General features: G+C 42.5%; 10 protein-coding genes. 2 read left to right on the top strand and 8 right to left on the bottom strand.

Going from position 1 to position 14,931, the window contains the following annotated elements:
- Window positions 1-76: 76 nt before the first annotated feature.
- Complete coding sequence (locus AAEY79_RS01970) at window positions 77-1,228, bottom strand: acyl-CoA dehydrogenase family protein (RefSeq protein WP_201566071.1); 1,152 nt, start codon at window positions 1,226-1,228, stop codon at window positions 77-79.
- Between the two features lie 265 nt (window positions 1,229-1,493).
- Here AAEY79_RS01970 and AAEY79_RS01965 point away from each other — a divergent pair, with 265 nt between their 5' ends.
- The gene (locus AAEY79_RS01965; protein ID WP_201566070.1) at window positions 1,494-2,231 is read left to right on the top strand and encodes a TetR/AcrR family transcriptional regulator; all 738 of its coding nucleotides are present in this window, start codon (window positions 1,494-1,496) and stop codon (window positions 2,229-2,231) included.
- 306 nt (window positions 2,232-2,537) lie between these two features.
- On the opposite strand, the gene AAEY79_RS01960 is transcribed toward AAEY79_RS01965, so the two are convergent.
- Entirely contained in the window at window positions 2,538-4,220 is a 1,683-nt protein-coding gene (locus AAEY79_RS01960; RefSeq protein ID WP_025650720.1) for an NAD-dependent malic enzyme, read from the bottom strand.
- A gap of 36 nt (window positions 4,221-4,256) precedes the next feature.
- Here AAEY79_RS01960 and AAEY79_RS01955 point away from each other — a divergent pair, with 36 nt between their 5' ends.
- The gene (locus AAEY79_RS01955; RefSeq protein WP_201566069.1) at window positions 4,257-4,469 is read left to right on the top strand and encodes a hypothetical protein; all 213 of its coding nucleotides are present in this window, start codon (window positions 4,257-4,259) and stop codon (window positions 4,467-4,469) included.
- 270 nt (window positions 4,470-4,739) lie between these two features.
- On the opposite strand, the gene AAEY79_RS01950 is transcribed toward AAEY79_RS01955, so the two are convergent.
- The 6 genes from AAEY79_RS01950 to AAEY79_RS01925 all read right to left on the bottom strand — a co-directional run bounded on the left by AAEY79_RS01950 (window position 4,740) and on the right by AAEY79_RS01925 (window position 14,829).
- Entirely contained in the window at window positions 4,740-5,873 is a 1,134-nt protein-coding gene (locus AAEY79_RS01950; RefSeq protein ID WP_173239890.1) for a carboxypeptidase family protein, read from the bottom strand.
- Window positions 5,874-6,272: 399 nt separating this feature from the next.
- The gene (locus tag AAEY79_RS01945) at window positions 6,273-7,199 is read right to left on the bottom strand and encodes a bestrophin family protein (RefSeq protein ID WP_025650724.1); all 927 of its coding nucleotides are present in this window, start codon (window positions 7,197-7,199) and stop codon (window positions 6,273-6,275) included.
- 332 nt (window positions 7,200-7,531) lie between these two features.
- Window positions 7,532-9,919: a TonB-dependent receptor gene (locus AAEY79_RS01940; protein WP_201566068.1), complete on the bottom strand. Its 2,388-nt coding sequence runs from the start codon at window positions 9,917-9,919 to the stop codon at window positions 7,532-7,534.
- A gap of 184 nt (window positions 9,920-10,103) precedes the next feature.
- Window positions 10,104-10,742 carry an RraA family protein gene (locus AAEY79_RS01935; protein ID WP_201566067.1) on the bottom strand — a complete coding sequence of 213 codons (639 nt, stop codon included), beginning with the start codon at window positions 10,740-10,742 and terminating at the stop codon, window positions 10,104-10,106.
- Between the two features lie 54 nt (window positions 10,743-10,796).
- On the bottom strand, window positions 10,797-12,902 hold the full coding sequence (locus AAEY79_RS01930; protein WP_201575752.1) for an IucA/IucC family protein: 2,106 nt from the start codon (window positions 12,900-12,902) through the stop codon (window positions 10,797-10,799).
- Window positions 12,903-12,906: 4 nt separating this feature from the next.
- Window positions 12,907-14,829, bottom strand: a complete 1,923-nt coding sequence (locus AAEY79_RS01925) for an IucA/IucC family siderophore biosynthesis protein (protein WP_201566065.1) — start codon at window positions 14,827-14,829, stop codon at window positions 12,907-12,909.
- Window positions 14,830-14,931: the final 102 nt, after the last annotated feature.

Below are 14,931 nucleotides of genomic sequence, written 5' to 3'. Positions count from 1 at the left end.
GAAAGTTCGTTCTGAATAATAAATATAAAATAGAGGTATAAAAGGGGTATAAAGTACTGATATCAAAAAACCGCTTTTACATAAAACGTGAGGCCAGTTCCTTCATAATCTCATTGGTACCGCCATAGATTTTTTGTACTCGGGCATCGGCATAGAGTCGTGCAATTGGATATTCCATCATGTAGCCATAACCACCAAATAGTTGTACGCATTCATCCATGACGATGCATTGCTTTTCGGTCACCCAATACTTAATTAAAGCCGCATGTTGAACCGTTAGCTCTTTTTCCAGTAATGATTCAATAGCAGCATCGCATAGGGCACTTGAAGCGATATAATGACTGTTACACTCTGCTAACTTAAAGCGGGTATTTTGAAAGCTCCATACTGGCTTACCAAAAGCGGTGCGCTCTTTGGTGTAATCAATGGTGAGATCCAGTGCCAATTTCATGGCACCAACCCCCGCCAAGGCGACGATGAGACGCTCTTGCGGCAGCTCTTGCATCAGCTGCATAAACCCCATACCTTCAACCGTACCCAAGAGGTTCTTTTGTGGCACTCGCATATTACTAAAAAACAGCTCCGAGGTATCTTGAGACGCCATACCGAGCTTTTTTAGCTTCTTGCCACGCTCAAACCCGGGCGCATTGTCCGTCTCTACTACAATCAGCGAAACGCCTTTCGCCCCTTGCTCTCTATCCGTTTTGCAAGCCACGATTATTAAATTGCCCAATTGACCATTAGTAATAAAGGTTTTAGAGCCATTGATAATATAATCATCACCGTCTTTGACTGCGAAGGTTTTGATATTCTGTAAGTCAGAGCCTGTACCCGGCTCAGTCATCGCGATTGCACCAATCAGCTCACCGGTCGCCATCTTGGGTAGCCATTTCTGCTTTTGCTCTTCGGTACCATGATGCAAAATATAAGGGGCGACAATTCCTGAATGCAAAAAGCCGCCAAAACCTGCTTGATTGGCTTCTGACTGTGCATAAATCAGCGCCGCTTCATGACGAAAATCACCGCCTGCGCCGCCATATTCCTCTGGCATCGAGGCGCATAAAAAGCCCATCTCGCCAGCTTCTAGCCAAGCTGCGCGGTCAAGCATGCCGTTCTCACGCCATTTTTCATCATGCACTTCCCAACCTTTAAACACTTTTAGCGCACTCTCATGCAGCATCTCGATTTCTTCGTCCATCCACTTCGGTTTAAAACAGGCGATAGTCATAAAGTCTTCCTTGATATGGTATTAGTTTTAATGGATGTTAAACTTCTTACACGGATAATATAATAAAAAATTATAAAATAGTAATTAATATTACCTTTTATAAAGTTATAAAAATACATATTAATACTAGCCTAGTTGCTTTTATCTTATAAAATAAATCTTACATTTGCAACAGAGTTCATTATAATGGTAATTATAATTATCCTAAATATTAACTGCTGGTTTTAAAAATTGATAAGCTAGAATTATCAAGGAGATACTAAATATGAAAACCACTCGCTCAAAAGCGCAAGCAAGTAGCAAAACTGACATTGATAAAAAAAGCGCCAAAAATAAACGTGGCAAACATAAAAGCAACTCTGCTAATTTGATTGCTCAAACGGAGTCTTTAGCCTTAGCGCCATTGTCCGATATGCGCCCTGCTACTTTAGATAAAATAGAGAAAGCCGTACGCCAGCTTTTTGCTAGTAGTGATGCTAGCGATATTACGATGATACAAATTGCTAAGGCTGCAAACGTCTCGTTGCAAACACTCTATAAGTATTTTGGCGATAAACAAACGGTACTTTATACTATTATGGATATAGTGCTTGGTAGGCTAGCGACAAGGATGATGGATCATTTGCAAGGTATTGATAGCGTAGAAGATCGTCTGCGTAAGACGTTATGGGTGTGCTTAGATTTTGTCGACACTCATCCTGACGCCGTGATGGTGTTATCGAAGGTATCGATAGCGCGTTTTCATAACATCGCTATTTACAATAATAAAGAGCTTATCAATGCTTTTTTGAGCGTGCTTGAGGATGGTCAAAAGCGAGGGGTACTGGTGGAGACGGTTCCACTGCATATCTTATTTGACGTGTTTATGGGGTTTATCAGCCGTCTCGGTATTATGAAAACGATTCGTCAAGCAGATGCCCCGCTCAATGCAAATTTTGATGCCTTATTTGATATATTATGGCGTTCGATGTCAAAACCTGAGGCAATGCAAAACTCGTCTTAGTAGCGCTAGAAGAAGAGAGACACCACTTTAATAAAACCCTCTTATCAGCCGTCCTGAATTAGTTGACTACCACAATAATGAAAAAAGCCAAATGCTACTTTTAACGGTAACGTTTGGCCTTATTATATGTATAGTCAAAATATCCTAAAAACGCGACGGTATTGCTGATATCAATTTTTTGTCGCCTCTGTCTGCGCAGGCACAGCAAGCAAGAAAAATAGATATCAGCAGTGTGTGATGGTTCGATATTATTTTTCACTGACTATATTTTATTATGAGTGCTTTTTAGCAGCTACTTTTTGACTACTAAAAAGAAGTACGACGATAGTTGCGGTATTTTGGTAACCAAAAATTGGCTTGTAATTGACGTTCTAAATTCTCTGCCGTGACAGGTAGCGCCAATTTATCTTCAATTGCTTGTCGTGCAACTGCGTAGGCTATTTTTTCACTGATCTCTCTAATGACTCTAATTGGCGGTAATATTGCACCTGGTGCTTTTTCATATTCCATAGATATATCTGCCAGTGCTTGGCTTGCGGCCATTAACATATTATCGCTGATACCCGTCGCACGTGAGGCTAACACTCCTAGGCCAATACCAGGGAAAATATAGCTGTTATTACACTGCGACACTTCGAAAGTCTGACCTTCAAAAGTGGTGTGAGGAAAAGGGCTTCCGGTTGCAATAATTGCGCGACCTTTGCTCCAATTGGTCACTTCTTGCGGCGTTGCTTCGACACGAGACGTTGGGTTTGAAAGCGGTAAGACAATGGGATGTTCAGTATTAGCACATAACGTTTCGATCACCTCTTGGGTAAACAGACCTTTTTGGCCACTGACGCCAAATAATACCGTTATTTTTGCTTGTTTCACCACTTGGGCTAAACCAAGCTTCTTACTTTTATCCCAATTTGCAATGGCCGATTCTTTTTGTACCAACGGTTCTTGGAATTTTTGTAGCTCTGTCATGCTATCAGTAAGTAGGCCATAACGATCCACCATAAATACTTGGCTACGCGCCTGCGCCTCCGTTAACCCTTCACGCTGCATTTGGCGAATGATATGCTCGGCGATACCGCAACCTGCAGATCCTGCACCCAAAAACGCTATTTTTTGTTCGCTAAGCTTTTGACCCTTATTTAAACACGCTGCAATCAAGGTGCCGACTGAAACAGCAGCAGTACCCTGAATATCATCATTGAAGCAGCATAATTGGTCACGATATCTATTCAATAATGGCGTCGCGTTCTCTTGGGCAAAATCTTCAAATTGCAATAATGCCTCTGGCCAGCGACGTTTGACCGCTTGAATAAACAAGTCTACAAACTCATTATAGTCATCACCAGAGATGCGTGGATTTCTCCAGCCCATGTACATAGGGTCGTCAATTAGCTGTTGATTATTGGTGCCGACGTCTAACAAAATCGGTAAGCAGTAAGCTGGGCTAATACCACCACAAGCCGTATATAACGCTAACTTACCAATGGGGATTCCCATGCCGCCAATACCTTGGTCGCCTAGGCCTAATATACGCTCACCATCGGTGACAACGATCACTTTTACGTTTTGTTTGGTGGCATTTTGCAGCATGTCATCGATTTTATGGCGCTCAGGATAAGAGATAAACAAACCACGTTTGCGGCGATAAATTTGCGAGAATTTTTCACATGCTTGACCAACCGTTGGGGTATATATGAGCGGCATGACCTCTTCAATATGCTGTTCAATTAGATGATGAAATAAGGTTTCATTAGTGTCTTGTATATTACGCAGATAAATATGCTTATCCATATCACTAGTGAATGAGCGCAGTTGATGATAAGCGCGCAGAGATTGCTCTTCAATCGTCTCAATGTTATGAGGTAGCAAACCTGTCAGATTAAAGCTATCACGCTCTTCTGATGAAAAAGCGCTGCCTTTATTTAGTAAAGGGGTTTCTAATAATGCAGGACCTGCAAAGGGAATATATAGTGGACGTTTGGTTTGCATAATAAAGTCTTCTTATTAATTATTAAAGGCGTATGGATGAAAAATCAATGGGTCAAATATTTTACTGATTTATTAGAGCGTGTTGAAAAAATCGTAGTGGTGAACTTGGTAAAACAGCCACTCTATGATGAGTGTATCATGACCAAAAAATTGCAGAGCAATAATGCGGAATTCAAAGCAGAAGCGGTCAAAAGAAGGCATGCTTGTCGTCACAGCAACCTATTATACTGGAGTGCTGACCGTTCTTGAAGGAATCAAGCCACTTAAACGCCAATTAAAAATAGCGGAAGAGAAATGAGAGATATTAAATAAGGAAGGATTAAGCTTCAAACAATTAACCTGAATATTTAACTATAGTCGATGTACTCTAAAAAGAACATAGCGCTACTGGGATGCTGTCTTTAAATATGGGTTGCGCAGCCTATGGGAACGCAGCACGTAAGTAACATTTATACCAGTAGCGCGTTTAAATTTATATAATCGTTTTATTTTTAATGAACTATAATATCAAACTATTCACTAGCGTAAATCATCAACGACCGCCAACATAGCAACTAGCGACGCTTCACCCAGTTTAGCAGAACGCTCTGGTGACCAGCCTGTATCCTCAAAAGGTAAATTATTATTGTCTTTAAACGGCATCTCTAAAGTATTGGCAAGGCAATCAAAACGTTCCGCCACCCAGTGAGTTGCGATAGTCATATTGGCCGTACCTGGCGCATCAATGTCATAGCCAACTTCGGACTGAAAATCAGCACTGGCTATCTTTAACACCTCGGAGAATTTATCGCGTAAACGGGCAAGGCGGTCACTATAACTTGGTGTGCCTTGCGACCCTGCTAAGAAAACATAAGGTAAGGCTTCATCACCATGCACATCATAAAATAGGTCAACGCCTGTCGTCTCCATTTTATTAATGACATGAAAGACTTCAGGGCTTTTTTCTAAGCTTGGATTGGACCATTCACGGTTTAAGTTCGTCCCGACAGCATTGGTACGCAGATGTCCACGCACACTACCATCAGGGTTCATATTGGGTACAATATAGACGTTCGCTTTTTCTAATAATAATTTAGCAGTAGCGTTATCACTGTCTAAGAGGCTATATAATAGTCCCTCAACCAGCCACTCAGCCATGGTTTCGCCCGGATGCTGACGTGCCGTGATCCAAATGTTGCGTTTATTGACCTCATTATTGCCATCGCTAATGTTAACTAAGGTTAAATCGCGCTTATCCAGCGTTTCGCCTAAATGTTCTAAGGTTACCAAGGGATGCGTTTGTACAGCTGCCAATAAGTCTTGATGACGCTCATAACTGTACGGGGCAAAGTAGGCAATTTGAATGGTATCGCATTCAAGCTCTACCGTTATGGTCAACTTGCCATCTGTATAAGAGGTTGGCAAACGGAACCAATACTCTCGATCATAGGAGGCAACCGCTTGGTAATTCTCCCAGCCTGCAAGGTAGGATGCCTGCCCTGCATTCACAATATTCAGCACATACTGCTCGCCCACTTCGCCTGATAAACGAAAGTTAAACCACTGAAAAAACTCTTCGCCAACGTCAGGACGAATCGCCAACTGAATATTGTTTTTATTGTCCAAGTTAATAACGTCAATATTACCCGCATCGAAATTTGCCGTGATATGCATAACTTTTCCTTCCTTCATTATTATCATCGTTTTTGAGACTGCTTACCTTTAAGCTGAAACAATAACAGTCTGGTTAACTCATCTGACTCTGTGTCTTTATGAGCTTAAATATAACATTTTTTCTTTAGATGTCGCCTCTTCTTTGCTGCCTCAGCGTGCTTTTTCAAGCATCACTGCCAAACATCGCTCTCAAACGTTATCCGCAAAAGATTAATCATCATTATCTTCTCAACTTATCGAGGTTAAGCCCTTCTCTTTTATATGCTCAGTCTTAAATAAATTTAAAAGACAGAAATCATTTCTCAGCCTCAAAATATAAGAAAGCCTGTCACGCTGGATACTTTATAGCGTGACAGGCTTAACAAAGGCATGTGCTCAATCTAAGTGATAATAACTAATTTACTGTAAATAACCATCTTCAGACATTAATTCAGGGGGAAGCTCCGTCTCTCCCAATGCTTCGAGCAGATTGATTTCGATGGTGCGGGATATAGCAGTGAGGGGCAAGTGATTGGCAGCAACGCCAAAAGGATCGGTAATTTCTTCATTGAGCGCATCTAAACCAAAAAAAGTATAGGCAATGACACCGCAAACCAAAGGAGTGACCCAGCCCAAAGATGTTGCCAAGCCAAAAGGCAGCATAAAGCAATATAGATAGGTGGTACGATGCACGAGTAAGGTATAGGCAAATGGCAAAGGCGTATTATGAATGCGCTCGCAAGCTGCCAATACTATCGTCATCGAGGTCACACGCTCATCCATGTTCTGTATCATAAGATCTGATGATAGCTGCTGGCGTCGACTATATCCGAGCTTTTTACCCATTAGGCGCAGTAGATACTCGGGTAGATTGCCTGCTTGGCGCATACTAATGTGATGCTCCGGCTCTACAAATCGCTCGACATCCTCCCATGGAGACGTCTTGCGAAGCCTGTGCCGCAGTGCGTGCGTAAAAGCAATCGTCAGATGAATCATAGACTGCTGTGTGTGGCGTCCAGTCTCAGTTTCATCATCTATAAAAGAGAGGACTTGGCGGGTAAAGCTACGAGCATCATAGACCAGTTGCCCCCATAAACACCGACCTTCCCACCAGCGTTGGTAGCTTGCATTGTTACGAAAGCCTAAAAACAACGATAAGGCGATACCAAGCAAGGTAAATGGCGCAGCACCATAAGAGGAAAAAGAGCTTGGAAACCAATGCTGAACCGCTGAAATGATGGCACTTAGTAGGGTAATCAGCAAAACTTGGGGGTAAATATGGGGTATGACAGAGCCGCGCAAAGTAAAAAGTATTCTGAATGCATTCGGTTTTTGCCAAACGATCATGAGAGCTTCCTATTAATATAATATTGGTACGCGCGGTATCAAATACATGATTTGATCGATGATGCGATTAGCCCATTTACACAGGCACTAGCGGCTGGGGTAATAATGACTGGCGATTTTAGCATTAAATCTTTTACCGCTGTTGAGGCAGTTGTGTAATAAGTAGAATACAGTTATTAAAAAATGGAATATTTAGGGCGTACGCCATAAAATTACCCCCATCAGTTGCATCCAACTGATGGGGGTAGGCTTAAATTCTTATATCAAATCTTTAGATCAAATCCTTTTTAGATAACGTAAAGGATTTGTAGGGCATGTCATCGTACCCTTCTTTAATAATCTACAGTGTAGCTCAAGCCGTAAGTTGTGCCCGAGGCAGGTAGACGATTCAAGTCGCCATAGGTTGTTTGATGATAGACCGTTAGATAATCCTTATTGAGTAAGTTATAAACCCCATAGTCTACTCGGCCTACTGGCATTTTTACTTGTCCCAAAACGTCTAGTGTCATATAACCTGTCACTGGCAATGCGCTAGAATCAGGGTCTTTCTGTTGATCCTTAAAGGCTTTATCATCACCGCCAATTGCTAACGCTTGTAGACGTACATTACTGCCTTCATCAAAGTTGTATTGCGCAAATGCGGTGCCTTTAAGTGGCGTCAAGCGCACGGCATCGAGCTCCAACCAATCGCCATCTTTGTCGTACTGACCACGGGTATAGGCGACACTGCCACCCACTTGCCATTGCTCATTAATATCGTGACTGAATGAGCCTTCTACGCCGTAGACACGCTCATCGGTATCGACCACTTCTACCGTATAGTCATTGGTAAAGCGTACCGTTTTGTCTGATTCGTTATAAAAACCGCTCAAGCGTGCCGCTGTATCACCGTGTTTTCCTTGCCAACCAAACTCATAGTTATTGGTTGCAATCGGTTGAACATTGTCTGAATTAACCACGAAACCGGCACGCACATCACGCAGTGCTCGCTGTATATCTGCAGTATCAAGACCTTGTGAAAAATTGGCAAACAATTGATCTTTCGGTGTTATCTGATAGCTGGTACCAAGATTGAAAAGTACTTTGTCATGGTCGGTGTTGCCTTTTTCTACGTCGCCTGCTTGATAGTCAATGCCATAAGCTGCACTTGTCCCGCTAATAGCAGAACTATTAAAATACTCTTCAAGCAGCTGCTCATAGATGGGCGTAAAGGTATCAGTCTCAGATTTTAGCTTTTGATAACGTACGCCAGCACTAGTATGCCACTTGTCGGTCAAGTCAACATCTGCATTGACAAAAGCACCCAATTTATCGATGGTAGTATCTGGCCCACCATTGTAAGTAAGCCCATTGGTTTGGGCGGTCAAGCCATTACTAGCAAGAAATATATTTAAGTCTTGACCATAGTAGGTCTGCTCACTGTTTTCGCGTTCGACATCCACACCATAACTAAACAGTGTGTTTTTGCCTGCGATTTCGGTTTCAGTTTGCATGGCTGCACGTAGACCCATCACTTCGATATCAGCTTCTGACTGGGTCACAAATACTGCGGCACTGGTAAGCTTGTTCACTGTGTTTTCGTTAGTCAAACCATTGGCCTGCCATACTTCAGCTGCTTGGGTTGCTGCACTCTTGGCAGAAGGATAAAAACGGCCTTTTTCATCTCTATAGTAGCCCGTTACACTTAAGCTAGAACCTGAACCCGCAAAATCATCATCACTATAATTTAAATTCACGGAGCTTTTTTCGGTATAAGGCTGGTTTTCTACGTTGGCGCCATCAATGGCTACTAAAGATGGGCTGGCACCATATAACACGGCTAAACCATCACCGTAGTCTGGGCCGTAGTCAGTATCTTGCTTATCTTTATAATAAGTCACTGCGAGATCAAGACGTTGGGTGTCCGTTAGCTCTATACCTAAGCTACCATTCACACTTAGTGATTCGGTATCTTGTTGATCCGTTTGGTTGACATCTGGGCTAACTCGATCGCCCTTGCTATCGAACTTTCCACCTTTGGTCTCATAATCAACATCTAAGCGTCCATAAGCCCGCTCGCCGCCATATCCTAAGGTTTGCCCTACATTATAGCCAAATGAATCTGAGTCAAAGTCGCGGCTACTACTAACGCCCACTCTGGTTTGTCTAATAGGGCCATAACCCACCAGAGATTTAGTCACAAGGTTAATCAGGCCACCTGACGCGCCAGCACCATAGATACTAGTGGCACCCGAAAGCACCTCTACCCGCTCAAGCTGTGACGTATCAATACTGTTAAGCTCACGTGAAAGACTGCGTGAACCGCTTAATGGCACACCATTTAGCAAAAACTGTACTGGACGGCCATGCATGGTGGTGCCGTAGTTACTGGTCGAACCACTACTGGTACCCAAGCTCGGAATCAGCTGTGCCAAGATGTCACCAGTGGTACGGTTGCCCGTCGCCTGCATCTGAATCTCGCTTTCAGTAATTACTTGCGTGACGGCTGGCATCTCACTAATCTTCTGAGCCAGCGCCGTACCCGTTCTGGCTTTAGCAGTGACATTGATAGTGTCTAAAGTCACATTGGGAGTCTCATCAGACACAGTACTTGAAGCCAGTTCCGCTGAGGTCTGTGCATCTAATACGGCATCCGCTTCATTGACATTGTTTTGTGCATATAATTGCTGACTAATACAAAGGGTGAGAACAGATAGAGCAACTTGATGATGGCGTTTCATATTCACTTCACTTAGTTGGAGGGTCAAATAGTGGTAAAAGTTATATTTAGCTAATAATACTGTGTGTACTAAGTTTGTGAATGATATTGTAAATGATAATCATTTTTATTTCTACAATTATTTACAGTATTGTGAATGCCATCCTTGGCTAAAAGAGCTTGCTTAAGCGTTGTTTAAGTAATGACTACTTAAAGAGTTGATCTAACTGATTATGACGATAAGCATCAAAAAATAGCTGAAACTTTATCTCATCTGCTTTGTGCTTGTTTTGGCAATCTAATAATAACTTCTGCGCCACGTCAATAGGCAAGATAAACACGCCATCATTATCCATAATGACGATGTCTCCTGAACGAATCGTCGTAATCTGCTCACCAAAGCGATAGCAAATATCGGACGCTAGCGTGCCTGGTGCTTGGTTGCTCTTGAAAGTGGTTATGGAACTGATACCTTGTGCAAACACAGGAAAGCCCAGCTGCTTAATTTGTACCGAGTCAGTTGCCTGCCCAATGACAATGACGGCTGATAGCTTCTCATAGATAGCCGCGCAAGTTCGCAGTGCTCCCCAACATGCTTTAATGCCTAATACTTGAGCATCAATACATAGCACATCATTTGGCGCTGCTTGAATCAATGCCTGATTGATCACATCCGTGTTGTCAGAGGTTAGCTGTACCGTTAACACTCGGCCGACTATGGTAGCCGTACAAGGATTCAGCGCTTTGATATCTGGCAAATACCCTTCCCCAGTCAGATGACCAATAGTCGATGTACCGATTTTTTTATAAATATTTATGAGTTTATTAATATCAACTTCGCTCATTTTTTTCTCATCATAATACGTTTTAGTTGGATATTATTTTTATAGCGCTATGAGCTAGATGTTTCTATTGACGCGCATAAAGGGGTTTATCGTCCTACTTTCTCCAGCTGGCATACTGCCATGAGGGTCAGAGCCACGTGCTATCACAGGCAGTAGCAATGTCTTATGCGGGTAGTGTGAGTTGCTCAATAACTCGTCACGAATAATCTGACGTTGATCATCATCAAAATCGATAGTCATCAACGCCTCCTCAATACTTGTCATTGCTTCACGCCATAGGGCATCCTCATTAATTTCGTAGTGCTCGACCAAGGATTCGATAATGGCGCGAATATTGACCAACAACCCTAATGACTGTAGATAGAATACCAGCGCTTGCGGCGTCTCTCGGTATAGCCGATTTTTAAAATCTGGCGGGCTCAGATAGTCAGGATCTGCGATTTGGTGGCGTGCCAGCCATGGTAGATAGATACGTACTGAATCATGATCACGCAGTAACAGACTGGTAAAACGATTATCTTTTAGCACGATAACAATATTTTGCCCATGCATCTCAGGCGCAAACCCTAAGCGTAAGCAGCGCAGCATCGTCCCCAAAAACACCTCACACAGATTGCTAAAGCACTTGATAACCGCTATTTTTTTATTCTGCGGCGAGCCTTCTTGAACACTGCTTTGACTACTATTCTGAATACCTTCCTGAACAATATCGTCAAAAATATGGTGACTGACACCTTGCTGATATACCAACATACCCAAGCTTGCCATGGGTAACAGTTGAATTGTATCGTCGCATAGATCTGCTGGTAGTTGGCGTAGCATCGCGCCTAAGTGCGTGGGTTTTCCTTGATAAAAGTAAGGATTGATTGAGCTTTTATCGTGCACATGAGACGGCGACATATAGCCCCACCAAAGACGTTCATCCCATAATCGTAGCTGCGCTGATAGTGCAGGGTCTAACGTTCTTGCCTGCATCAGTATGGCTTGGTTTTTTTCGCCATTGATCAGCTTAAGTGCTGGTAGATAGCGCTTTGAGTTCAGTGCATACACCCCTATAGGCAGCTTAATGCTATTCGGCGTATCCGCGTCAATCAGCATACTACGCATGGATGAGCTGGCATAAGTGATGAGCGTATCAAACTTGAGAGTGACAACTGTGCCATTAGCAAGATCGTCGGCATACATCTCATCAATTACATGAGTTATTTGCCAAGGGTGTACGGGCATCGCAATGTGCGTATCCACAATGCCTTTTTCGTCTAGCTCTCGCATCAAACTCTGCTGCTGCATAGTATCCAAAAGATAAGTCGCTGGATTTTGTATTGTCATGTCTTGAACATGCTCTGCCACCATGACATGGCTTTTGGCAATGGCGACCCATACCAGCTTAATGGGTTGGTTAAAATCTGCCATATAACGTTGGTATTCTGTTGCCGTAAAGCCCAATTTACCTTTTGCCAATGGATGAAAAGGACGATCCATCAACGATGCCCATTGCTCCGCTGCAATCAAGGTTTGATGCCAGTGCGGATGTTGACAAACTGCCGTCGTGATATTTGCAGTTGTTGATTGTTGCTGAGCTATAAAAGAAGCCTCTAAGCTTTCTTTTAGCTTTAAAACACCGACATCAGACAACGTGGCACTATCCATCATTGATAAAAAGATATCTAACAATTGCTGTGCTGAGCTTACTGGCTCTAGCAAAGCGCTATCTTTGTGATGCTTGTTATTGAGGATGCTATTAAGATCGTTATTAAAGTTGTTATTACGACTGTCATTGACACTGTGTATGACAGGCAAACAGGATTTAGATAGTCGCCATGGTGACGTGTAAGCAGGCTCGACCAGTAGTAATAACTGTCTATTTTGGTCAACTTTCATAACCATTAACGAGTTATCTTGGTCAAAGAAGTCTTGATACTGCTGTGGTAGTGATTCTAAAAATTGACGGGTATCTTGAGTTTTAGAAGCTTCATGAATTGATAGATAATATGTCGTTGTTGTCACTTGAATAAGTTGCTCATCCACCCATTGCTCTAATAGAAAACACTCTACTAAATGACTCATCAGCGACCATTGAATGGCCTCGATATCTGGCTCAGGATTTACATCAAGATGGCTGTTTTGCGCAGAAGTTTGCACAGGAAATAATGTATGCATCATTTCACCCCCGACTTTTAAACAATGGGTTATTAATGTATTTAATCGGGAATGCTTTGTCTCCGAATAATCGGCGCTTAGCCAATGACTCAATGCGAGTTTGCTTGGCAAATATATCAAACAAGCCGAACCGTATTTGATGCTCTGGATGGGAGGTTTGATAGTCAGTCACGCAGTCAGTAACCTGTTGCCAAAACGCCACTTCAGCATAGTGATAATGCGTCTGCATAAAAATCGCAATGTCTGACAACGCCACAAAAAATAAGCAAGCAACCGTCATATCCCGAATGCCATCGGTATCTTCGGTCTCGATAAATGAGCCTCTATTTAAGGCAGCATGAGCAGGTGGCAAGCTATAGAAATCTGGACGCAAGTGTTGTTGGGTTAAGTGCTCAGGTGAATAGCGAACCCCGTCATGCAAATCTTTTAATAATATTTTTACGGGATAGCCATCTTCATGTACCAAGATGATGTTTTGCGCATGGCACTCTAATGCCACACCATAACCAAATAAGACATGTAATAAAGGGGTGACAGTGACCTTAATTAACTGCGCAATCCATGTCTCTACGCCATATTTATCAAGCCAAGGTGCTATCAGATGCGAGCCGTCAGCATTGACATAACTGACACCATTGAGCGGAAATGCTACTTGCTCTTTTGATAGATACTGGTTCACGTTTTCTCGCCAAATCGCAGCCAGCCCGCCATACATATTTGGATGCTGATAGCCGCGCGCGCGTAACGCCTCATGGTCTAAACTGACGCCAACCGTCTCACCCAAAAACGCAATGGGTAATGCTTGGGCGGTCTTGTCGTCTGCAATCAGTTGATTTAACCAAGTAGTGACAACAGCAGCGTTCATCACGGTATGCTTTGCTAGTATTCGCGTGCTTGAGGTATTAATCAGATGCATACTTAGTTTTAGGTAGGCTTTATCATTAATAGTGTCATTGTTACCATTGTCATCGCTATTACCAAGTATCGTCAGTGAGCGAATAGACTGCTGAGCGCGGTATTGATGACCCGCGCTACCCAAATAGATAATCTCTTGCGTGGCAAGTAATGGTTGTAATGCTTGAATCAAGGTGTTTTGCCATTGCCAAGGATGCGCAGGTATTAGGCAATAGTCATTAGCCGTCTCATTTGCGATTGTAAGTACTTCTGTCAGTTTGGCATTAAGTGCAGCAAATTCATCAGTACCCACATAATCTTTCACCCATTCATTTATATCGATGCCGGTGGTGGTATTGCTCACCAGTAGCTGTTTTTTGACCGCCAACCACACCACACCGATATTTTGATCAAACTCTGGGCCATAGTCATAGTTATCTTGCAAATCAAAACCAATACGAGACTTAAAACACGGATGATAAGGATGCCCTGCCGTCAAATAGCCTTCGAGTTGCTCATAAGTGAGCGTATCAATAGGCACAGGTATGCTAGAAGCCAGTATCTGAGCTTGTGTTTCATTTACTAAGGTATGACGCAGCTCTTTAATAAAGCTGTCTTTGAGTTCTGCACCCTCAATGTTGAGCAAGATATCACTGATTACATGCTCAAGAATAGCGTCTTCGGCAACACCGTTAACCACTCGCTGCACATTCAAGTCATTTAAACGAATGATGTCAAAACTATAATGAATATGACCTTGCGCGGTATAGTTGACATCATTACCTGCTTTGATAACAAAATTCAGCAGCGTTTCATTACCAGTACTTTCATGAGTGGTGTTCGCACTTTCAGATTCAAACTCAATGATATTTTCATATAGCAATGCTTGTAGCAATTGCTTAATCACTCGTTGCTCAGCGCGTGCTATAATTTTAGAATCGACAGGCGCTTGCCACGGTTTATTTGCATAAGTGATATCAGCACTATGATTGCTATTATTGTTTTTGGTAGAGTTTGCTAGATGATTGGACATAGATATAAGCTTCCTGTCTGAAAATTGAATCAAGTAAAAGTATGAATTTAGATGCGTGCAAAGCGAATGATAATTATTTACATTAATAAGTTAAAGTAAACC

It is taken from the genome of Psychrobacter sp. GW64-MNA-CIBAN-0177 (genome assembly GCF_040309585.1).
Classification (GTDB): Bacteria; Pseudomonadota; Gammaproteobacteria; order Pseudomonadales; family Moraxellaceae; genus Psychrobacter; species Psychrobacter okhotskensis.
Note: the sequence above shows the minus strand (reverse complement) of the source record. Positions and strands in the feature narration are given on the sequence as shown.